Genomic DNA, 20,285 nt, shown 5'->3' with positions numbered 1-20,285 from the left:
TTTCACTGCACATCCGGGAAACGGAGGCTGGACGCGAAGGGGCGTCGGTGCCGATCGGGATGCCTGTTGCGAGGCCGAGCGTCCGGGCGTGAGCCGGGCGGGAAGGCCCGAGTATAACAGAGCTATCGCGCTGTGCTGCTTTCCTGCTGCTCAACGGCGTTGAGAATGTTTCCAGTGTCGCTTGTATAGCGGTTGCTGATCGCTGCATAGGCCGGTTCCTGCTTGAACCGCTGCAGCTCTTCGGCAAAGGCCACGGCCAGTGCCTCGCGCCCAGGCTTGCGCACCAGGCCCAAATACTGCGCCTGGCGGCTGACTACCAGCGGCAGTTCTTCGACTTGCTGTTGCAGGCCGAGCTGGCGGAGCAGGTAATGCCCGACCCTGCGGTCGGTGATCGCCAGGTCGATACGGCCCAGCACCAGCTTGCCGAAGTTGGCTTCGTGGGTGGGTGCGGCTTCGCGCTTGAAGTGCGGGGCCTCGGTGAACGCTTGACCGTAGGCGTAGCCGGGCGATGTGCCGACGGTGAGGCCGGCGAGGTCGTCCAGGTGGGTGACGGCATGGCGGCGCGAGCGGCTTTGGAACAGGACGAATTCGACCTCCGACATAGGTTCGGAGCCATACACCATGTAGGGTTGGCGCGCGTCCGTCTGGAAGATGTCGAGAATGCCATCGGCCAGGCCCTGCTCAGCCATCGCCAAGCAGCGCTTCCAAGGCAGGAATTGCCACTCCACCTCGACGCCGAGGCGTGCGAAGACCTGGCTGGCGACTTCGTAGTCGATGCCGCGCGGTTGGCCGTTGTGCTGAAACACATAAGGTGCCCAGTCGTCGGTTACCAGGCGCAAGCGTTCGCCCAGAGCCAACGGGCTCAGGCAAACGAGCAGGAGGATCCAGAACAGACGGGCGATATGTGGCATGGCCGGAGATTACGCGCTCGGCCGGTGTACGGTAAAGGCATGCACGATCGATGTAGGAGCGGGCGTGCCCGCGAACACCGGCGAAGCCGGTGCCAACGATCGGGTTGCTCTCTTCGCGGGCGCGCCCGCTCCCACAAAGCCGCGCAAGACAATGAATTTTGCGGGCACATCAGGCGTGAGTGGTTCGCAGCAGATGCGCCTCGATATCCTTGCGCCGCTCGCCCAGCGATAGCCGTAGCCCCGGATGGCGCAGGCACTGACGCAGCCGCTCGGGCTCCATGTAGCCGTAGCGGTCATTGAGGTTTTCCAGGGCCTTGTCCCACCAGGCGGACGCGCAGGCGCGGTCAAACTCATTGGGGTAGGGGTAGCAGCCATAGAGCAATTCGCGGGCGAACTGGCGCTCGTGGCTGGGCAGGGTCAGGCTCAGCGCCTTGTAACCCAAACGGTGGAGGGTGGGTGGCCGCGGCAGTTGGTCGTTGACCCGCGCAACGTCGGCCAGGGCCGAGGGGCTGAGTGGGTCGTGGTCGTGCTTGCGCAGCCAGGCCTGGATCTTGGCGCGGAACTGCGCCTTCCGGCTCCAGTAGTGATGGATGACATCGGTACACTCGGCCAGCTCCAGGTTGCGGTAGGCCGCTACTGCCAGGCAGAACTCCTCAAGGGTATAGGCCTCGCGAGCCAAGGGGTAGAATTCGTCCATCATGGCGATGGAGCGGTCCAGGGTGCCGCAGTCCTCGGCAGTGAGGCCGATAACGCCGGAATTGATGAGCGGCATCTGGCAGTCGGCCAGTCCCCGGGACTCGAGAAGGGTCAGCAGGTTCTTGTACAACAGGCACTTCTGGTTAGCGCCGTAGCGTGTGCCGATAGCGTTGCACAGCAGGCGGTTGGGCGCTACACGGGCGAACAGGTGCAACGGCGAAGTGCGGAAGAAGGTGTCTGTGTCGATCAGCACTGCCAGCGGGTGTTGCTGCAGTACCTGGCGCAACAGCACATGCTTGCTGCGAAAGTGATAACCGTGCGGGGCATTCCATGCCTGGCGCGTGGCCTCGTCCAGCAGGTGGACGGTGACGGGCAGCTTGGCGTAGGGCTGCGCATTGTCGGTGTAAACCTGGATGTCCATGGCCTCGCCGGCTGCGCTGCCCAACTGGGCGAGGGCGCTGACGATGCTGAAGCAGGCTTCCTGATGGTAGGTTGCCGGGCCAAAAGCCAGGTATACAAGCTGTGGGCGCGAAGGTTGGGTGTGCTGCATGGCAGGCAAGACCTGTTTAACCCGAAAATGAATAAGGCTTTAGTCTATGACCAAAGCCTTAATCATTTCTTAAGCAGACTTTGCCAAAAGATTTCAGCGCGGCAGCTTCAGGTTGTTCCAGATCGCCAGGCTCGGTTCAGCCTGGTTCAAGGTATAGAAGTGCAGGCCCGGCGCGCCGCCTTGCAACAGCTGTTCGCACATGCGGGTAATCACTTCTTCGCCAAAGGCCTGGATGCTGGCGGTGTCGTCGGCATAGGCTTCCAGCTGCTTGCGGATCCAGCGCGGGATCTCGGCGCCACAGGCATCGGAGAAGCGGGCCAGCTTGCTGTAGTTGGTGATCGGCATGATGCCCGGTACCACCGGAATGTCCACGCCCAGCTTCTGTGCACGCTCGACGAAGTAGAAGTAGCTGTCGGCGTTGAAGAAGTACTGGGTGATGGCGCTGTCGGCACCGGCCTTGACCTTGTGCACAAAGTTGGCCAGATCCGCCTCGAAGTTGCGCGCCTGCGGGTGCATTTCCGGGTAGGCAGCCACTTCCAGGTGGAAGTGATCAGCGGTTTCCTGGCGGATGAACTCGACCAGGTCACTGGCATAGCGCAGTTCACCACTGGCCATGCCCATGCCCGACGGCAGGTCACCACGCAAAGCGACAATGCGTTTGATGCCGGCGGCCTTGTACTCGGCCAGCAGGGCGCGCAACTCGGCCTTGGTGTCGCCCACGCACGACAGGTGCGGCGCGGCAGGTATCTTCACTTCGCTTTCCAGCTGCAGCACGGTATTGAGCGTGCGGTCGCGGGTCGAGCCACCGGCACCGTAGGTGCAGGAGAAGAAGTCCGGGTTATAGGTGGCCAGCTGGCGGGCGACGCCCATCAGCTTTTCGTGACCGGCGTCGGTCTTGGTTGGGAAGAACTCGAAACTGTAGCGGCGTTCTTGTGACATCAGGCGTTCCTCTGGCAACAAGCGTCTAACGGCAAGCTGCAAGTAAAAGCCAGATCGGTGATGGCCGGTCTGGCTTGGGCGTCGTTCAAGATCTGTGTTTCTGGAGCTGCAAGTGGCAACGGCACGGTATGCCTTTGCTTGCCACTTGCAGCTTCAAGCTTGCCGCTTAGTAGCGGTAGGCGTGCGGCTTGAACGGGCCTTCGACGGTCACGCCGATGTAGTCGGCTTGCTGTTTGGTCAGCTGGGTGACCACGCCGCCGAAGCCGCGGACCATTTCCAGGGCCACTTCTTCGTCGAGTTTCTTCGGCAGCACTTCAACGGTCAGGCGCTCGGCTTTCTTTTCGGCCGGCAGGTCAGCGAACTTCTGCTCGAACAGGAAGATCTGTGCCAGAACCTGGTTGGCGAACGAGCCGTCCATGATGCGGCTTGGGTGGCCAGTGGCGTTGCCCAGGTTGACTAGGCGGCCTTCGGCCAGCAGGATCAGGTAGTCGTCGTTCTGCGGGTCGAAGCTGCCAGCGCCGGTACGGTGGACCTTGTGAACCTGCGGCTTGACCTCTTCCCAGGCCCAGTTCTTGCGCATGAAGGCGGTGTCGATCTCGTTGTCGAAGTGGCCGATGTTGCAGACTACGGCACGCTTTTTCAGGGCCTTGAGCATGTTGGCGTCGCAGACGTTGACGTTACCGGTGGTGGTCACGATCAGGTCGATCTTGCCCAGCAGAGCCTTGTCGATGCTGGCTTCGGTGCCGTCGTTGATACCGTCGATGAACGGCGAGACCAGCTCGAAGCCGTCCATGCAGGCCTGCATGGCGCAGATTGGATCAACTTCGGAGACCTTGACGATCATGCCTTCCTGACGCAGGGACTGGGCCGAGCCCTTGCCCACGTCACCGTAGCCGATCACCAGGGCCTGCTTGCCCGACAGCAGGTGGTCGGTACCACGCTTGATGGCATCGTTCAGGCTGTGACGGCAGCCGTACTTGTTGTCGTTCTTGCTCTTGGTGACCGAGTCGTTGACGTTGATCGCCGGGACTTTCAGCTCGCCCTTGGCCAGCATGTCCAGCAGGCGGTGTACGCCGGTGGTGGTCTCTTCGGTCACGCCGTGCACACGGTCCAGTACCTGCGGGTACTTCTTGTGCAGCAGTTCGGTCAGGTCACCACCGTCGTCGAGGATCATGTTGGCGTCCCATGGCTGGCCATCTTTCAGGATGGTCTGCTCCAGGCACCACTCGTACTCTTCTTCGGTTTCACCTTTCCAAGCAAATACCGGGATACCGGCGGCGGCGATCGAGGCGGCGGCCTGGTCTTGAGTCGAGAAGATGTTGCAGGACGACCAGCGCACTTCGGCACCCAGGGCAACCAGGGTTTCGATCAGCACGGCGGTCTGGATGGTCATGTGGATGCAGCCCAGGATCTTCGCACCCTTGAGCGGTTGCTCGGCCAGGTACTTGCGACGCAGGCCCATCAGCGCAGGCATTTCCGATTCGGCAATGATGGTTTCGCGACGGCCCCAGGCGGCCAGGGAGATGTCGGCGACTTTGTAATCGGTAAAACCAGCAGGCATGTTTGCAGCGCTCATGAGAGCCTCCATTCGTAATGTGCGAATGGGCGCCGTTGTGCGTTAAGCGCTCGCGGGAGCGAGCAACGCCCCATCCGAGCCTGACAGGCCTAGCCTGCTGCAGCGCCCCTCGGACAGGTGGCGGGCATGGCACCGCTGTGGGCAACCATGTAAAACGGCGCAGATTATAGCTGCCCCCGCCGGCTTGCCCAAGGTTTTCCGTCGATTAATCGCGACGATAGTCGATGTTCAATGGAGCGAAGGCAGCCGCTCTGCCATCATTGCTACACGTTAGCCAAGCAGGTCAGGAGTACAGATGAACTTTCACACCCGCAAGTGGGTTAAACCCGAAGACCTCAACCCCAATGGCACCCTGTTCGGTGGCAGCCTGTTGCGCTGGATCGATGAAGAGGCGGCGATCTACGCCATCGTCCAGCTGGGCAACCAGCGTGTGGTGACCAAGTACATGTCGGAAATCAACTTCGTCAGTGCTTCGCGTCAGGGTGACATCATCGAGCTGGGCATCACCGCTACCGCGTTCGGCCGCACCTCGATCACCCTCAAGTGCGAAGTGCGTAACAAGATCACCCGCAAGAGCATTCTGACTGTCGACAAGATGGTGTTCGTCAACCTGGGTGAGGATGGCTTGCCGGCAGCCCATGGGCGCACCGAGATCAAGTATGTGCAGGACCAGTTCCCGGATTCGGCAGTCGAATAGATTCTGGTTGCCTGTGCCGGCCTCTTCGCGGGTGAACCCGCTCCTACAGGGGTACGCGAACCTGTAGGAGCGGGTTTACCCGCGAATGGGCCGCAAAGCGGCCCCGGCATTCTCAAGGCTGGGCGCTGACCTTGCGCACCACCCGCCCAATGCTCAACCCCTGCACCAGAATCGACGACAACACCACGATGTAGGTGATCGACAGCAGCAGGTCCCGTTCCTCGCCCAGCGGTAGCGACAGTGCAAGTGCCACCGACACACCACCGCGCAGGCCACCCCAGGTCAGCACCCGCACCGTGCCTTTGGGCACCGGGCGCCAGCGCCGCAGCAGCACGATCGCCGGGGCCACCGTCAGCAGGCGCGACAGCAGCACTGCCAGCGCCAGCACGCCGCCGGCCGCCAGGTGCATCCAGTTGAACGGCAGCAGCAACAGCTCCAGGCCGATCAATGCGAACAGCAGCGCATTGAGCATGTCGTCGATCAGCTCCCAGAAACCGTCCATGTAACGGCGGGTCATGTCATTCATCGCCAGGTTGCGCCCCAGGTTGCCGATGATCAGGCCTGCCACCACCATGGCGATCGGTGCCGACACATGCAGTTCGTAGCACATCGCCGAACCACCGATTACCAACGCCAGGGTCAGCATGACTTCCACCTGGTACTGCTCGACACTCTTGATCATCCGGTAGGTGGCGTAGCCGATCAGGCCACCGAACACCACGCCGCCAATGGCCTCGCGGGCGAACAGGATCGCCGTGTCGGTCATGCTCGGTGTTTCACCCAGCTGGATGATGCCCAGCAACACGGTGAATACCACGACTGCCGTGCCGTCGTTGAACAGTGACTCGCCGACGATGGTGGTTTTAAGCGGTTTGGGCGCATTGGCAGTACGCAGCGCGCCAAGCACGGCAATCGGGTCGGTTGGTGAGATCAGTGCACCGAACAGCAGGCAGTAGATCAGGGGGACCTGCCAGCCGAACAGGGCAAACACCCAATGCGCCAGGTAGCCGATGACCACGGTGGCGATCAGCACGCCCAAGGTGGCCAGCAGGCCGATCGGCCAGCGATAGCTGCGCAGGTCGCTGAGGTTGACGTGCAGGGCGCCGGCAAACAGCAGGAACGCCAACATCCAGTGCATGAGCAGGTCGTTGAAGTCGATCTGGTTCATCAGCCCTTCGACGCGTTCTTCCAGGCCAGGGAAGCCGATAAGGCTCAGGCCCTGCAACATCAGGGAAAACAGCAGCGCCGTGACCATCACGCCGATGGCGGGGGGCAGGCCGATGAAACGGTAGTTCACATAGGTCAGAAGTGTGGTGAGGCAGATAAACGCGGCAACTAATTCAAGCATCCCGAATCCTGTAACAGTGGCTTCCAAGTCGTTACCCGAGTGACTCGGGCAGTTCTTTGATGACCTGGCACGGGGTTCGGGGCACAGGGTTTGACCGAATTAGTCCAAATCGTTCCCGTGACAGTCTGCACTGGTTACCCTGTGGGAGCGGGCGTGCCCGCGAACACCGGCAAAGCCGGTGCCATACACCGAGTTGCATTCTTCGCGGGCATGCCCGCTCCCACAAAGCCCCCCTGAACGCTATATATTCACAGCCATGAAAAGCCATAAGGACAAGAAGGCGTGTTGGCAACATCTCTGGTGCTGGTTGCCGCCCTGCTGCATGCAACCTGGAATACCCTGATCAAATTCAGCGGCGAGCGCTTGCTGGTCATCGCCAGCATGGACACGGTGGCGCTGGCCTTCGCGGTGCTGGCGGTGCCCTTCGTGGATGTTCCGCCTGCTGAAATCTGGCCTTGGTTGGTTGCTTCGGCACTGGCTGAGCAGTTGTACCGTTATTTGCTGATCCAGGCCTACCGCGTGGGCGACCTGGGGCTGGTCTATCCTCTGATGCGCGGGCTGTCACCGTTGGTGGTGCTGGGGCTGACCCTGGCCTTTGCCGGGGAATCGCTGAGCCAGCAGCAGATCATCGGTATCCTGTTGATCCCCTGTGGCATGGCCTGTCTGTTGTGGCAGGGCGGCGGCGGTGACCGGCTACCATGGTCGATGCTGCCGGTGGTTGCCTTGATTGGCCTGTGCATTGGTTGCTACACCTGGTTCGACGGCCAGGCCGTGCGCCTGTGGGGCAAACCGTGGGATTACCTGGTCTGGCTGACCCTGCTCAGCGCCTGGCAATTCCCGTTGTTGGCGAGCGTAGCGCGGCGGGCGCCATTCGTACTGTTCTGGCGAACCCAATGGCGCCTTGGGTTGGCGGTAGGGTTCTGCGTATTGTTCAGCTATGCCCTGGTGCTGTGGGCCATGCACCTGGGGTCTGTGGCCGAAGCGGCGGCACTGCGGGAATTGAGCGTGATCCTGGTGGTGCTGCTGGGTATGCGCTACCTCAAAGAACCTTTTGGCGGGCCGAGACTCCTAGCTTGCGGGCTGGTATTGGCCGGCATGCTGGTAATGAAGCTTTGACCTGAAGACTGAACAAGGAGTCCTGTCCATGACTGTTGCCCTGTGGTGCATCCTGATTGCCCTGCTGTTGAACCCGCTTTGTGCCTTGATCGCCAAGGCGAGCAGTGGCCGCTTCGGCCTCAAGGACAATCACGATCCGCGAGCCTTCCTCGATACCTTGTCGGGCCTGCCACGGCGTGCCCATGCTGCGCAGCAGAATGGCTACGAAGCGTTTCCGGCATTTGCTGCGGCGGTGCTTGTGGCGGATATCGTCGGCAATGCCGAGCAGGTGACCCAGGATGTACTGGGGGTGATGTATATCACCAGCCGCTTGCTTTACATCATCTGCTACCTGGCCGACTGGGCTGCCTTGCGGTCGCTGGTGTGGCTTGCCGGCTTGGCACTTATCGTGTCGTTCTTCGTGGTTTCCATCTGAAACCGAGTGGCCTTCTTCGCGGGCAGCTCCCGCGAAGAAGGCAGCAACGGTCAAGGTACCTTGGGCACCTCAGGCAGTGGCTGGCCCTTGGGCCACAGCATCCAGATCTGCCCTTGCTGCTTCATGTTCCCGGCCAGTTCGCCGGCTTCTGGCCCTGTGCCCCAGAATAGGTCAGCGCGCACTTCGCCGGTAATCGCCCCGCCGGTGTCTTGCGCGCCAACCGGTCGTACCACCGGCGAGCCGTCCGGGCGTGTGGTAGACAGCCACAACAAGCTGCCCAGGGGAATCACCTTGCGGTCGATGGCCACGCTGTAGCCGGCGGTAAGCGGTACGTTCAGCGAGCCTCGCGGGCCTTCGTTGCTGTCCGGGCGGGTGCTGAAGAATACATAGCTGGGGTTGCTGGCCAGCAGCTCTGGTACGCGCTGCGGGTTGGCCTGGGCCCAGGCGTGAATGGCGCCCATGCTCACGTCTTCTTTTTTCAGCTGACCCTGCTCCACCAGCCAGCGGCCGATCGGCCGATAGGGGTGGCCGTTCTGGTCGGCGTAGCCCAGGCGCAGTTGACGACCGTCTTCCAGTTGCACCCGGCCAGAACCCTGGATCTGCAGGAACTGCAGGTCCATCGGGTCGGTCAGCCAGGCCAGCACCGGTGCCTGGACGCCGTTACGGTTGATGACCTCGGCCGTGTCATAGGGCTTGAGCACCCGACCCTCCAGACGGCCGCGCAGGCGTTTGCCCTTCAGTTCGGGGTACACGCTGGCCAGGTCGACCACGATCATGTCATCAGGGATGCCGTAGACCGCCACATGGTTGGTTGCCGATTGGCTCAGGCTGCCAGGGTAGACCGGCTCGTAGTAGCCGGTAATCAGGCCGTTGGCATTGTTTTCTGCAGAGCGCAGGCCGTACACCTGCAGGTTCTGTTCAAGGAAGGTTCGCACTTGGGCGGCGCTGGCTGTGGCGCTGCCGGCCGCTTCGCAGGTGGCGGCCCACACCGGGTCGCGCTTGAGTTTTTCGCAGCCGTTGCGCCATGCATAAAAGCCGGCCAGCAGGTCTTCATCGCTGACGGCCGGCAAGTCTTTCCAAGTGGCCGGGGCATAGGTGGCGACAGCGTGGGGCTCGGGCTTGGCGCTCTCGCCGCCGTTGCAGCCGGCCAGCAAAGCCAGCACCGGCAGTGTCCAGGCCAGGTGGCGCAGGGCAGATTTCATGTGTGCATTCCTGTCATGAGCGAACATGAAGGTTCGCCCCTGTCTTTTATGTGGCTATTGGTGTTTGGCCCAGTGGCAGCGATACTGGCCGCCCATTTGCGTAGGCCGAAGTGAGCGTGATGTTGAAGCGATTGACCGTTGTTCTGCTGGCTGCACTTGCCCTGGTAGGGGCTTTGACGGGGTGTGACCGGGTTGACCCGAACTCGCCGCTGGGTAAACGCAAGGTGATCTTCAAGGACATGCTCAAGACCAGCGAAGACCTGGGTGGCATGCTGCGTGGCCGGTTGCCGTTCGACGGGGTGAAGTTTGCCGACGGTGCGCTGAAGCTGGACAGCCTGTCGCATCAGCCGTGGCAGCATTTTCCACAGGTGCGCGATGGTGGTGACAGCGCCGCCCGCGCCGAAGTGTGGGAGCGCCAGGCGCGGTTCCATGACCTGGCCCGGCAGCTTGAGGGCGTCACCGGCGAACTGGTCGATGTCACCCGCAATCAGCCACTGGATGCTGCGCAACTGAAGGCGCCGATGGACAAGGTCGAGTCTGCGTGCAAGGCCTGTCATAACGAATTTCGTAATCATTGAATGGCTGTGCTGTTCGCGCAAACCTTCGGGGCTTGTACAAATTCCTGTGGGAGCGGCCTTGTGTCGCGATAGGGCCGCTCAGCGGCCCCAGTATTTCAGCAAAAATGCATGCATAGCTGGAGCCGCCGCGCGGCCCTATCGCGACACAAGGCCGCTCCCACAAAGACCAGGCTTGCTGGCCAGATGCCTTAACGGTCGAGATCGTCGACCGCTTCCTGCAGCTCTTTACGCGAATCGGCCAGTTTGTCCTTGCGCTTGTTGATCTTCTCGGCGTCGCCTTTCTTCTCGGCCTTCTTCAAGTCCTTTTCCCGCTGCGCCACTTCGTGACGTGCATCGAGCACCTTCTGCTCACGTTCCTTGCGCAGGCTGGCGTCGGTGCAGTTGTCCACACCGCGCAGAGCTTCTTCCAGCCCTGCAACCTGGCCGCTGTTGCCGTGGTCACGGGCAATTTTCAGCTGGTTTTCGATGGCGCTGCGCTTGGCGGCGCAACCGGTCAGCCCGGCGTCCGGCTGGGCAGCCTGAGCAGTACCCGCAGCCAGGCCCAGTGTTGCGAGCAGGAAAAGAGTCGAAATACGTTTCATGAAAAGCCTCCTGAACGGGGCGGGGCAGCAAAAGTTGGGGGAAATCCTGCCTTGGTTTTGCCCATTTAGAAACCCTTGGTGAGGTTTTCTGCTCGAGTCTCAGGTTTTTCCTACGCACTATTTGGTAAAAAATCATTGCTCAATGCGCTGGGGTGGGGGCCGGAAACCTTCTATGCCGGTTTCGGCCAACTGTGCGGCGATGGCTTGCACCTCAGAGGCCGCGAAAAATTCCACAAGTTGGCGCGAGCGTTTTGCGCCGATGCCGGGCACAGTTTGCCATTGCCCGGCGCTGCGTGAAGCCAGCGCCTGCCAGTCGCCAGTTAGTGGCAAATGCTTGCCAATGGGCACGCCAAGGGCGCGCAGCCATTGATCGAAGGGGCGTGAGCGGGCTTCGTCGAAACTGCCCAGCAGGTGTGCCGCGGTGAGTCTGCTGATGCCGGGGGCCTGCTGCAGGCGCTCGGCATCGAGCTGCAGCCAATCGGTCATGGACGTTACCAAGCCCGCTTCGACCAGCCGACGCCATGTGCCGGGCCCGGTGCGGGGCAAGGCCAGGCCCTGTTTACCGCCAAGCCAGGTGAGGCGGGCAATGAATTGCTCATCACAGCCCTCGCTGGCTTGCCAGCAGCTGTGGGCATGATAGCGGTCGGGCGCAGGCGCGGCGACCGCCTGGCGTTCGACCGTGCGATGCACCACTTGCTCCAGGCGTGGAATGGTCAGCCCGGCCAGGCTGATGGCCACCTGGTCGCCGGGGCGGATGTCGAGGGTGTGCCAGCGCGCCAGCGAACCCAGGCTTACCTGGGTAATCCGTCGGTCGTCCAGGGTGACCGGCAGCAAGTGCAACACGGGCGTGACCCTGCCGGTGCGGCCAACCCGAAAGCGCACGTCGCGTACTTCGGCCAAGGCTTGTGCATAGGGATACTTCCAGGCCGCGATCCAGTAGGGCGCCTTGGCCTGCCAGCGCTCGGCAGGTGGCCGACTGCTCTGGCGCAGGATTACACCGTCGGTGGCGAAGGGCAGAGCAGAGCGATACCAGTGCTCGCGCCAGTGTGCTGCATCCTCCAGCGTGTCGATGGCGATGCTGTAAAGCTGGCTGTCCGGAAACCCCAGCCGTGCCAGCTGGGCGAGGCGTTCGGCCTGTTGCTCGGGGCCGTGCGGCCAGCCCCACACGAACAGGCCGATAGCGTTGCCTTGTGCGCCAGTCAGTTGCTTGCGTGCGAGCAGCCCGGCCACGGTACCCCGGGCGTTGGCGCTGCCTGCCTTGGCTTGCACATGGTCGTCCAGGCGCAGATACAGCTCACCTTGCAAGTGCAGGTCGACCGCCTCGGGCAACTGCCGGGTGACAGCGCCGAGCTGTGGGATGTGTAGGCTCCAGTCATGGCCGTGTACACCGTCCCCCCGGCTGGTCAGCTGCACCAATCGGCCCTGTTGGTAGGTGAGGGAAACGGCTACGCCGTCGACCTTGGGCTGAACCCACACGCCGCTCTTGCCGGCCATCCATCGCGCCACGGCCTGGCGGTCTGCCAGCTTGTCGACGCCGGTATGCGGCACGGGGTGGAGGACCGGGCCGCGAGCGCTGGCCAGGGGGGAGGGGCTGGTGCCAACCGCGAAGCACTGCTGCAGGTGGTTCAGGCGCTCGCGGCTCTGGTCGTACAGTTCGTCGGCCACCAGGGCTATGCCCTGGCGATGGTAGTGCTCGTCCCATCGGGCAAGCGTGGCGCGGAGTTGCGCAACTTCGGCCTTGGCCTGTTGCGGGCTCCACTGTGGGCATGAGGCAGCCCTGGCCAATGGGGCGTTCAGTGCAAATAGCAGGGCGAACAACAACAGGTACGGCATGGCCTGGCATCCTTGCATGGCGGGGAAGCGCTTAGCGTAGGCAGGTAGCGGGGCGGACGGTGCGTGCAGTTGTCAGGTGATATTTCGCGGGTGCTCGTCTCCCATCCCGAGGTTGCGCAAAAAACCAGCGCGGCGCTCGATCTCACAGGCGATGAAAATGCCGTGACAGGCACAAAAAAGCCCCTGCCGATCGCTCGGCAGGGGCTTTCGTCCAGCGCTGCAGGAAAATTTACAGGCCGGCAGCGTCACGCAGCGACTGGGCGCGGTCGGTGCGCTCCCAGGTGAAGGTGGTGAAGGTGTCGTCGCCGACAGTCTTCTGCTGCGGGGTGCGGCCGAAGTGGCCGTAGGCAGCGGTTTCCTGATACATCGGGTGCAGCAGGTCGAGCATGGTGGTGATGGCGTACGGACGCAGGTCGAAGCATTCGCGCACCAGCTGGATGATCTTGTCGTCGGAGACCTTGCCGGTACCGAAGGTGTTGATCGAGATGGACGTCGGCTGGGCTACGCCAATGGCGTACGACACCTGGATCTCGCAACGCTCTGCCAGGCCGGCGGCGACGATGTTCTTGGCCACGTAGCGGCCGGCGTAGGCGGCGGAGCGGTCGACCTTGGACGGATCCTTGCCGGAGAACGCACCACCACCGTGGCGGGCCATGCCGCCGTAGGAGTCGACGATGATCTTGCGGCCGGTCAGGCCACAGTCACCCACCGGGCCACCGATGATGAAGTTGCCGGTCGGGTTGATGTGGTACTGGGTGCCCTTGTGCAGCAGTTCGGCAGGCAGGGTGTGCTTGACGATCAGCTCCATCACGGCTTCTTGCAGGTCTTTCTGCGAAACCTCCGGGTTGTGCTGGGTCGACAGCACCACGGCGTCGATACCGACCACTTTGCCGTTCTCGTAGCGGCAGGTGACCTGCGACTTGGCATCCGGGCGCAGCCATGGCAGCAGGCCGGACTTGCGTGCCTCGGCCTGGCGTTCTACCAGACGGTGCGAGAAGCAGATCGGTGCAGGCATCAGGACTTCGGTTTCGTTGCTGGCATAGCCGAACATCAGGCCCTGGTCACCGGCGCCTTGGTCTTCCGGCTTGGAGCGGTCCACGCCCTGGGCGATGTCTACCGACTGTTTGCCGATGATGTTCATCACGGCGCAGGTGGCGCCGTCGAAGCCGACGTCGGAGCTGTTGTAGCCGATGTCGATGATGACTTTGCGCACCAGGTCTTCCAGGTCGACCCAGGCCGACGTGGTGACTTCGCCGGCGATGATGGCGACACCGGTCTTGACCAGGGTTTCGCAGGCTACGCGGGCGTATTTGTCCTGGGCGATGATGGCATCAAGGACAGCGTCCGAAATCTGGTCGGCGATCTTGTCCGGATGCCCTTCGGACACGGACTCGGAGGTGAAAAGGGAGTATTCGCTCATCTCGAAGGTTCCTGAAATTTACCGATGGTGTATGTCGCCAGCCGTCCGCTGAAAATGGCGGACCTGGATCTGGAAACCGTTACGCAAGCCCACGTACAGGCTGTCCGCATGGGCCAGCCCGGCAGCGTTGGCCCAGCGCGCCAGGTCATCCTGTTCGAAGCCCAGCCAGAGGTCGCCGCAGGCTTCGCGCGCCCACCCCTGGTCATGGCTGCACAGTTCGGTGACCAGCAGGCTGCCGCCTGCCTTCACCCGTTTGGCCAGCTGGCGCAAGGCCAGGGCCGGGTCGCTGAAATGGTGCAGCACCATGTTCAGCACAACGCAGTCGGCGGCCACATCCGTTGCACCCAGTGCGTCGGCCAACTGCAGGTTCACGTTGTCGAGCCCTTCGCGCTGGCACACCTGGCGCGCAAGCTCGAGCATGGTAGGGCTGTTGTCCAGGGCGGTGACCTGGGCGAAGCGCCGGGCCAGGTCGGGCAGGAAGCCACCGTCGCCGGGCCCGACTTCCAGCGCGCTGGCGGCCGGGTCGAAATGCAGTTTGTCGAGCAGCGCCAGCAGGCTGTCGCGGTACTGCGGAAGGCCGGCGATCAGGTCCTGCTGGGCACGGAATTTCTCTTCCACGCGCAGGAAGAAGTCCTGGCTGGTGGCCGCCCGGCGCTGCTGGACATGGGCTATGCGCGCCTGCACATCGGGCGGCAGGGCCAGGTCGTCGACTTCTTCGAGCAGCGCCGCGTGCAGCCGCCCCCCCAGGCGCAGGCCATCGGGCAGGGCACGGCGGTAGAAGATGGCGTTGCCTTCGCGGCGGGTTGCCACGAGGTCGGCCTGAGCCAGCACCTTGAGATGATGGCTCATGCCTGACTGGCCGATGTCGAAGATCTGCGCCAGTTCCAGCACGCCGAACGAGTCGTTGGCCAGTGCGCGCAATACGTTCAGGCGCAACGCATCGCCACTGGCTTTGCACAGGGCGGCCAATGTTTCGCGTTGCTCGGGGATCGATTGCGCACGCAGATTCATGGGGCGGCAGTCTAGACAGGCATCGATGCCCTAGCAAGGCCAATATCAAAAAGTTTTGATATTGGCGATGAGCTGCAAGCCGAAAGCCTCAAGTGACACGCTTTGGGGCGCCCCGAGTCGCGCTCTGCTTCTTCAGTTGCGGCTTAAAGCTGGCGCTTGGCGCTTAAATGTTTGCCCCAAGCGCCCCCAGTGGGCGAAAATGGCCGCCTTTTTCGTGACACCACCTATTCAAGCCCCCTAGGAGATCAGCGATGCCCAGCCGTCGTGAACGTGCCAACGCCATTCGTGCCCTCAGCATGGATGCCGTGCAAAAGGCCAACAGCGGCCACCCAGGTGCCCCCATGGGCATGGCGGATATCGCCGAAGTGCTTTGGCGCGACTACCTGAAGCACAACCCGAGCAACCCGAGCTTCGCCGACCGTGACCGCTTCGTGCTGTCCAACGGCCACGGTTCGATGCTGATCTACTCGCTGCTGCACCTGACCGGCTACGACGTCACCATCGATGACATCAAAGGCTTCCGCCAGCTGCACAGCCGCACCCCGGGCCACCCGGAGTACGGCTACACCCCAGGCGTTGAAACCACCACCGGCCCGCTCGGCCAGGGTATCGCCAACGCCGTGGGCTTCGCCCTGGCAGAAAAAGTACTGGCTGCCCAGTTCAACCGTGACGGCCACACCATCGTCGACCACAACACCTACGTGTTCCTCGGCGACGGCTGCATGATGGAAGGTATCTCCCATGAAGTCGCCTCGCTGGCCGGCACCCTGGGCCTGAACAAGCTGATCGCCTTCTATGACGACAACGGCATCTCCATCGATGGCGAAGTGCACGGCTGGTTCACCGACAACACCCCCGCGCGCTTCGAGGCCTACAACTGGCAGGTGATCCGCAACGTCGACGGCCACGATGCCGAAGAAATCAAGATGGCCATCGAGACCGCCCGCAAGAGCGATCGCCCGACCCTGATCTGCTGCAAGACCACCATCGGTTTCGGTTCGCCGAACAAGCAGGGCAAGGAAGACTGCCACGGTGCCCCGCTGGGCAACGACGAAATCGCCCTGACCCGCCAGGCCCTGAACTGGAACCACGGCCCGTTCGAAATCCCGGCCGACATCTACGCCGAGTGGGATGCCAAGGCCGCCGGTGCCAAGGTTGAAGCCGAGTGGAACCAGCGCTTCGACGCCTACGCCAAGGCCTACCCGGAGCTGGCTGCCGAGTTCAAGCGCCGTGCCAGCGGCGAGCTGCCGGCCGACTTCAGCGAAAAGGCCCAGGCCTACATCAATGAAGTGGCTGCCAAAGGCGAAACCATCGCCAGCCGCAAGGCCAGCCAGAACGCCCTGAACGCCTTCGGCCCGCTGCTGCCCGAGTTCCTCGGTGGTTCGGCCGACCTGGCCGGCTCCAACCTGACCCTGTGGAAAGGTTGCAAGGGCGTCGAAGCCAATGACGCCAGCGGCAACTACGTGTTCTACGGCGTGCGCGAGTTCGGCATGACCGCCATCATGAACGGCGTTGCCCTGCACGGTGGCCTGGTGCCTTACGGCGCGACCTTCCTGATGTTCATGGAATACGCCCGCAACGCCGTGCGCATGTCGGCCCTGATGAAGCAGCGCGTGATCCACGTGTACACCCACGACTCCATCGGTCTGGGCGAAGACGGCCCGACGCACCAGCCGATCGAGCAGCTGACCAGCCTGCGCAGCACCCCGAACCTGGACACCTGGCGCCCGGCCGACGCGGTGGAATCCGCCGTGTCCTGGAAAAACGCCCTGGAGCGCAAGGACGGCCCATCGGCGCTGATCTTCTCGCGCCAGAACCTGCAGCACCAGGACCGCGATGCCCAGCAGATCGCCGACATCAGCCGCGGTGGCTATGTGCTCAAGGACTGCGCCGGCGAGCCTGAACTGATTCTGATCGCCACCGGTTCCGAAGTGGGCCTGGCTGTTCAGGCCTTCGACAAGCTGACCGAGCAAGGCCGCAAGGTGCGCGTGGTTTCCATGCCGTGCACCAGCGTGTTCGATGCCCAGGACGCTGCCTACAAGCAGTCCGTGCTGCCGCTGGAAGTCGGTGCGCGCATCGCCATCGAAGCTGCCCACGCTGACTTCTGGTACAAGTACGTCGGCCTGGAAGGTCGTATCATCGGCATGACCACCTACGGTGAGTCGGCGCCGGCTTCGGCATTGTTCGAAGCGTTCGGCTTCACCCTGGAGAACATCCTCGGTACTGCCGAAGAGCTGCTGGAAGACTGATGTAACAAATGGAGGGCAGTGACGCCCTCCAGGTCGTGCAAGGGGAGGGCTTTGCCCTCCATCGCGACGCAAGGCCGCTCCCACAGAAACGGTGCTGTCCTCCGGATGGCGCGGTCCCTGTGGGAGCGGCCTTGCGTCGCGATGGGCCGCAACGCGGCCTCAAAGCCATCATGCGTTAGCGAGCCAACCAATGCCCCACCCGCGTCCCTACAAAGTTGCACTCAACGGTTATGGCCGTATCGGCCGCTGTGTCCTGCGCGCGCTGTTCGAGCGGGGGGCAAAGGCCGGTTTCGAGATCGTCGCGCTGAACGATCTGGCCGATCAGGCCAGCCTGGAATACCTGACACGCTTCGACTCCACCCACGGGCGTTTTCCCGGCGAGGTCAAGGTCGACGGCGACTGTCTGCACATCAATGGCGATTGCGTGAAGGTAATGCGCAGTGCCACCCCCGAAGGCATCGACTGGGCTGCGCTGGGCATCGACCTGGTGCTGGAGTGTTCCGGTGCCTATAACACCCGTGCCGATGGCCAGCGTTTCCTCGACGCCGGTGCGCCAAGGGTGCTGTTCTCGCAGCCCATGGCCAGCGAGGCCGACGTTGACGCCACGGTGGTCTACGGCATCAACCAGGCCTGCCTTACCGGCAGCGAGCGCCTGGTGTCCAACGCCTCGTGCACCACCAACTGCGGCGTGCCGCTGCTGCGTGTGCTGGACCAGGCGTTCGGCATCGAATATGTGCAGATCACCACCATCCACTCGGCGATGAACGACCAGCCGGTGATCGATGCCTATCACCACGAAGACCTGCGCCGCACGCGTTCGGCCTTCCAGTCGGTGATTCCCGTCTCCACTGGCCTGGCGCGTGGCATCGAGCGCCTGCTTCCGGAACTTGCCGGGCGAATCCAGGCCAAAGCGGTACGTGTACCGACCGTCAACGTCTCGTGCCTGGACATCACCCTGCAGACTGCCCGCGACACCAGTGCGGCCGAAGTCAACCGAGTGCTGCGCGAGGCTGCGCTGGAAGGTCCGCTTAAAGGCTTGCTGGCTTACACCGAGCTGCCGCACGCCAGTTGTGATTTCAACCATGACCCACATTCGGCGATCGTCGATGCCAGCCAGACGCGTGTTTCCGGGCCCCGCCTGGTAAACCTGCTGGCGTGGTTCGACAACGAATGGGGTTTTGCCAACCGTATGCTCGACGTTGCCGAACACTTTCTGCACGTCGTTCACCCAACCCGCAACAAACAGCCCTGAAGGACTGCATTCATGACCGTGTTGAAGATGACCGACCTCGACCTGCAAGGTAAGCGCGTACTGATCCGCGAAGACCTCAACGTGCCTGTGAAGGACGGTGTGGTAGCCAGCGATGCGCGTATCCTGGCAGCGCTGCCGACCATCAAGCTGGCCCTGGAGAAGGGCGCAGCGGTAATGGTCTGCTCGCACCTGGGCCGCCCGACCGAAGGCGAATTCTCTGCCGAGAACAGCCTCAAGCCGGTCGCCGATTACCTGAGCAAGGCCCTGGGCCGTGATGTGCCGCTGGTTGCCGACTATCTGGACGGTGTCGCGGTACAGGCCGGTGAACTGGTGCTGTTCGAGAATGTGCGCTTCAACAAGGGCGAGAAAAAGAACGCCGACGAGCTGGCGCAGAAGTACGCTGCCCTGTGCGACGTGTTCGTCATGGACGCCTTCGGCACCGCCCACCGCGCCGAGGGTTCCACTCACGGTGTAGCCAAGTTTGCCAAAGTCGCTGCTGCAGGCCCGCTGCTGGCTGCCGAACTGGACGCCCTGGGCAAGGCCCTGAAGGCCCCGGCCAAGCCAATGGCGGCCATCGTTGCCGGCTCCAAGGTTTCCACCAAACTGGACGTGCTGAACAGCCTGAGCAGTGTTTGCGACCAGCTGATCGTCGGTGGCGGTATTGCCAACACCTTCCTGGCCGCTGCTGGCCACCCGGTGGGCAAGTCGCTGTACGAGCCTGACCTGGTCGACACCGCCAAGGCCATTGCTGCCAAGGTCAGCGTGCCGCTGCCAGTTGATGTGGTGGTTGCCAAGGAGTTTGCCGAGACCGCCGAAGCCACCGTCAAGGCCATCGCCGACGTTGCTGCCGACGACATGATCCTGGACATCGGCCCGCAAACCGCGGCCAACTTCGCCGAGCTGCTGAAATCGTCGAAAACCATTCTGTGGAACGGCCCGGTGGGCGTGTTCGAATTCGATCAGTTCGGCAACGGCACCAAGGTACTGGCCAAGGCCATCGCCGACAGCGCCGCGTTCTCCATCGCCGGTGGCGGTGACACCCTGGCAGCCATCGACAAATATGGCGTCAGCAAGGAAATCTCCTACATTTCTACCGGTGGTGGCGCCTTCCTCGAGTTCGTCGAGGGCAAGGTCCTGCCAGCTGTGGCAATCCTGGAAGAGCGGGCCAAGGCCTGATGACGTCGGCGCTTGGCAAAGGGAGTGGCCTGGTGGTCAAACAATTGCCTGTGATGATGCTGGCCGGTCTGCTGAGCGCTTGCGCGGGCAGCCCGGCCTCGGATGCCGACCCGGCGCAGTCGCACAAGGGCGGTTGCTATCAGTCCGACTGGCAGGCCGAGACTGTGCCGGTCATCGGCAAGCGCGTGGGCCCGGAAGGCCTGGAAAAGTACGACGAAGACCACCAGCGCAAGGCGCCGGGTTGCCCTTGATCGGGTAATAGGCAACCTGAACGTTGATTTGTGGTCTTGAGGAAGGGCTGCACAGCAGCCCCAAATCGAGGAAACTGAATGAAAGCGCTTTTGGCCGTGACGGCCCTGGCGACACTGGCAGGATGCTCACTGCTGCAGCCGGCGCAACCGGCCCCGGCAGACAACTGGACCCGTTGGGTCTGCGACACCCAGGCTGAGGTGCTTTGGCGCTTCGCCGATGCGCAACGTGACCAGGTTGACGTGCGCCTTGGCGGCGGCGACCAGGTGTACCGGCTCAAGGCTGAACCGGGTGCCTCGGGTGCGCTGTACAGCGATGGCATGCTGGCCTTCCACACCAAGGGCGAAGAAGGCCTGGTGTACTGGGTGGCAACCAACGATCTGATTGGGCGGGGCTGCAAGGCACCGTGACTGGCCGGGCCGCGAGGGTGGCCCACACTACTTGAACAGCAACCGCCCCTGCGGCAGGCTTGCACGAAACAAACGA

General features: G+C 62.8%; 19 protein-coding genes and 1 riboswitch. Of the genes, 9 read left to right on the top strand and 10 right to left on the bottom strand.

All coding sequences use genetic code 11. The features are described from left to right. Positions 1-122 precede the first annotated feature (122 nt). From I8746_RS01065 to ahcY, 4 genes are all read right to left on the bottom strand, one after another. Positions 123-911 (bottom strand): ABC transporter substrate-binding protein, encoded by a 789-nt coding sequence (locus I8746_RS01065; protein ID WP_221099838.1) that lies wholly within the window; start codon positions 909-911, stop codon positions 123-125. A 169-nt stretch (positions 912-1,080) separates the two neighbouring features. Then, the gene (locus I8746_RS01060; protein ID WP_012053903.1) at positions 1,081-2,157 is read right to left on the bottom strand and encodes a hypothetical protein; all 1,077 of its coding nucleotides are present in this window, start codon (positions 2,155-2,157) and stop codon (positions 1,081-1,083) included. Between the two features lie 93 nt (positions 2,158-2,250). Next, the gene (metF, locus tag I8746_RS01055) at positions 2,251-3,096 is read right to left on the bottom strand and encodes a methylenetetrahydrofolate reductase [NAD(P)H] (protein ID WP_003249357.1); all 846 of its coding nucleotides are present in this window, start codon (positions 3,094-3,096) and stop codon (positions 2,251-2,253) included. 166 nt (positions 3,097-3,262) lie between these two features. Next, positions 3,263-4,672: an adenosylhomocysteinase gene (gene ahcY / locus I8746_RS01050; RefSeq protein ID WP_012053902.1), complete on the bottom strand. Its 1,410-nt coding sequence runs from the start codon at positions 4,670-4,672 to the stop codon at positions 3,263-3,265. Between the two features lie 20 nt (positions 4,673-4,692). Continuing rightward, positions 4,693-4,789: riboswitch (S-adenosyl-L-homocysteine riboswitch) on the bottom strand. A gap of 178 nt (positions 4,790-4,967) precedes the next feature. On the opposite strand from ahcY, the gene I8746_RS01045 reads away from it, so the two are divergent. After that, positions 4,968-5,369 (top strand): acyl-CoA thioesterase, encoded by a 402-nt coding sequence (locus I8746_RS01045; RefSeq protein WP_003249362.1) that lies wholly within the window; start codon positions 4,968-4,970, stop codon positions 5,367-5,369. Positions 5,370-5,481: 112 nt separating this feature from the next. Here I8746_RS01045 and I8746_RS01040 read toward each other — a convergent pair whose 3' ends face one another. After that, positions 5,482-6,717, bottom strand: coding sequence for a sodium:proton antiporter (locus I8746_RS01040; RefSeq protein ID WP_012053901.1), 1,236 nt, complete (start codon positions 6,715-6,717; stop codon positions 5,482-5,484). 282 nt (positions 6,718-6,999) lie between these two features. On the opposite strand from I8746_RS01040, the gene I8746_RS01035 reads away from it, so the two are divergent. After that, on the top strand, positions 7,000-7,833 hold the full coding sequence (locus I8746_RS01035) for an EamA family transporter (RefSeq protein ID WP_003249366.1): 834 nt from the start codon (positions 7,000-7,002) through the stop codon (positions 7,831-7,833). A gap of 28 nt (positions 7,834-7,861) precedes the next feature. Next, positions 7,862-8,248 (top strand): MAPEG family protein, encoded by a 387-nt coding sequence (locus tag I8746_RS01030; protein ID WP_003249368.1) that lies wholly within the window; start codon positions 7,862-7,864, stop codon positions 8,246-8,248. Between the two features lie 50 nt (positions 8,249-8,298). On the opposite strand, the gene I8746_RS01025 is transcribed toward I8746_RS01030, so the two are convergent. Next, entirely contained in the window at positions 8,299-9,450 is a 1,152-nt protein-coding gene (locus I8746_RS01025) for a murein transglycosylase A (RefSeq protein WP_004576621.1), read from the bottom strand. 119 nt (positions 9,451-9,569) lie between these two features. Between I8746_RS01025 and I8746_RS01020 the strand changes: the two genes are divergently transcribed. Next, positions 9,570-10,028: a cytochrome c gene (locus tag I8746_RS01020; protein ID WP_012053899.1), complete on the top strand. Its 459-nt coding sequence runs from the start codon at positions 9,570-9,572 to the stop codon at positions 10,026-10,028. 188 nt (positions 10,029-10,216) lie between these two features. Here I8746_RS01020 and I8746_RS01015 read toward each other — a convergent pair whose 3' ends face one another. The 4 genes from I8746_RS01015 to I8746_RS01000 all read right to left on the bottom strand — a co-directional run bounded on the left by I8746_RS01015 (position 10,217) and on the right by I8746_RS01000 (position 14,873). Then, positions 10,217-10,609: a DUF1090 domain-containing protein gene (locus I8746_RS01015; RefSeq protein WP_012053898.1), complete on the bottom strand. Its 393-nt coding sequence runs from the start codon at positions 10,607-10,609 to the stop codon at positions 10,217-10,219. A 132-nt stretch (positions 10,610-10,741) separates the two neighbouring features. Continuing rightward, positions 10,742-12,442 (bottom strand): NAD-dependent DNA ligase LigB, encoded by a 1,701-nt coding sequence (ligB, locus tag I8746_RS01010; RefSeq protein ID WP_221099836.1) that lies wholly within the window; start codon positions 12,440-12,442, stop codon positions 10,742-10,744. 229 nt (positions 12,443-12,671) lie between these two features. Further along, positions 12,672-13,862 (bottom strand): methionine adenosyltransferase, encoded by a 1,191-nt coding sequence (gene metK, locus I8746_RS01005; RefSeq protein ID WP_003249375.1) that lies wholly within the window; start codon positions 13,860-13,862, stop codon positions 12,672-12,674. A gap of 18 nt (positions 13,863-13,880) precedes the next feature. Further along, positions 13,881-14,873 (bottom strand): metalloregulator ArsR/SmtB family transcription factor, encoded by a 993-nt coding sequence (locus I8746_RS01000; RefSeq protein ID WP_003249377.1) that lies wholly within the window; start codon positions 14,871-14,873, stop codon positions 13,881-13,883. A 251-nt stretch (positions 14,874-15,124) separates the two neighbouring features. Here I8746_RS01000 and tkt point away from each other — a divergent pair, with 251 nt between their 5' ends. The 5 genes from tkt (at position 15,125) to I8746_RS00975 (ending at position 20,209) form a co-directional block, all read left to right on the top strand. Further along, a complete protein-coding gene (gene tkt / locus I8746_RS00995) occupies positions 15,125-17,122 on the top strand; it encodes a transketolase (protein ID WP_012053896.1) in 1,998 nt (665 codons plus the stop codon). 190 nt (positions 17,123-17,312) lie between these two features. Continuing rightward, positions 17,313-18,374 carry an erythrose-4-phosphate dehydrogenase gene (gene epd, locus I8746_RS00990; RefSeq protein WP_003249381.1) on the top strand — a complete coding sequence of 354 codons (1,062 nt, stop codon included), beginning with the start codon at positions 17,313-17,315 and terminating at the stop codon, positions 18,372-18,374. A 12-nt stretch (positions 18,375-18,386) separates the two neighbouring features. After that, a complete protein-coding gene (locus I8746_RS00985; protein ID WP_003249382.1) occupies positions 18,387-19,550 on the top strand; it encodes a phosphoglycerate kinase in 1,164 nt (387 codons plus the stop codon). Continuing rightward, a complete protein-coding gene (locus I8746_RS00980) occupies positions 19,550-19,801 on the top strand; it encodes a hypothetical protein (RefSeq protein WP_003249384.1) in 252 nt (83 codons plus the stop codon). The genes I8746_RS00985 and I8746_RS00980 overlap by 1 nt, the downstream gene beginning before the upstream one ends. 78 nt (positions 19,802-19,879) lie before the next feature. Continuing rightward, the gene (locus tag I8746_RS00975) at positions 19,880-20,209 is read left to right on the top strand and encodes an MliC family protein (RefSeq protein ID WP_004576614.1); all 330 of its coding nucleotides are present in this window, start codon (positions 19,880-19,882) and stop codon (positions 20,207-20,209) included. The last annotated feature ends 76 nt before the right edge of the window (positions 20,210-20,285 follow it).

The organism is Pseudomonas sp. USTB-Z (assembly GCF_019691255.1).
Classification (GTDB): domain Bacteria; phylum Pseudomonadota; class Gammaproteobacteria; order Pseudomonadales; family Pseudomonadaceae; genus Aquipseudomonas; species Aquipseudomonas alloputida.
This window is presented reverse-complemented; position numbering and strand designations above follow the sequence as displayed.

What these genes read in the sequence shown, in the direction of transcription:
- I8746_RS01065 (WP_221099838.1), bottom strand. Translation starts at nt 911, where the DNA reads ATGCCACATATCGCCCGTCTGTTCTGGATCCTCCTGCTCGTTTGCCTG.
- I8746_RS01060 (WP_012053903.1), bottom strand. Translation starts at nt 2,157, where the DNA reads ATGCAGCACACCCAACCTTCGCGCCCACAGCTTGTATACCTGGCTTTT.
- metF (WP_003249357.1), bottom strand. Translation starts at nt 3,096, where the DNA reads ATGTCACAAGAACGCCGCTACAGTTTCGAGTTCTTCCCAACCAAGACC.
- ahcY (WP_012053902.1), bottom strand. Translation starts at nt 4,672, where the DNA reads ATGAGCGCTGCAAACATGCCTGCTGGTTTTACCGATTACAAAGTCGCC.
- I8746_RS01045 (WP_003249362.1), top strand. Translation starts at nt 4,968, where the DNA reads ATGAACTTTCACACCCGCAAGTGGGTTAAACCCGAAGACCTCAACCCC.
- I8746_RS01040 (WP_012053901.1), bottom strand. Translation starts at nt 6,717, where the DNA reads ATGCTTGAATTAGTTGCCGCGTTTATCTGCCTCACCACACTTCTGACC.
- I8746_RS01030 (WP_003249368.1), top strand. Translation starts at nt 7,862, where the DNA reads ATGACTGTTGCCCTGTGGTGCATCCTGATTGCCCTGCTGTTGAACCCG.
- I8746_RS01025 (WP_004576621.1), bottom strand. Translation starts at nt 9,450, where the DNA reads ATGAAATCTGCCCTGCGCCACCTGGCCTGGACACTGCCGGTGCTGGCT.
- I8746_RS01020 (WP_012053899.1), top strand. Translation starts at nt 9,570, where the DNA reads ATGTTGAAGCGATTGACCGTTGTTCTGCTGGCTGCACTTGCCCTGGTA.
- I8746_RS01015 (WP_012053898.1), bottom strand. Translation starts at nt 10,609, where the DNA reads ATGAAACGTATTTCGACTCTTTTCCTGCTCGCAACACTGGGCCTGGCT.
- ligB (WP_221099836.1), bottom strand. Translation starts at nt 12,442, where the DNA reads ATGCCGTACCTGTTGTTGTTCGCCCTGCTATTTGCACTGAACGCCCCA.
- metK (WP_003249375.1), bottom strand. Translation starts at nt 13,862, where the DNA reads ATGAGCGAATACTCCCTTTTCACCTCCGAGTCCGTGTCCGAAGGGCAT.
- I8746_RS01000 (WP_003249377.1), bottom strand. Translation starts at nt 14,873, where the DNA reads ATGAATCTGCGTGCGCAATCGATCCCCGAGCAACGCGAAACATTGGCC.
- tkt (WP_012053896.1), top strand. Translation starts at nt 15,125, where the DNA reads ATGCCCAGCCGTCGTGAACGTGCCAACGCCATTCGTGCCCTCAGCATG.
- epd (WP_003249381.1), top strand. Translation starts at nt 17,313, where the DNA reads ATGCCCCACCCGCGTCCCTACAAAGTTGCACTCAACGGTTATGGCCGT.
- I8746_RS00985 (WP_003249382.1), top strand. Translation starts at nt 18,387, where the DNA reads ATGACCGTGTTGAAGATGACCGACCTCGACCTGCAAGGTAAGCGCGTA.
- I8746_RS00980 (WP_003249384.1), top strand. Translation starts at nt 19,550, where the DNA reads ATGACGTCGGCGCTTGGCAAAGGGAGTGGCCTGGTGGTCAAACAATTG.
- I8746_RS00975 (WP_004576614.1), top strand. Translation starts at nt 19,880, where the DNA reads ATGAAAGCGCTTTTGGCCGTGACGGCCCTGGCGACACTGGCAGGATGC.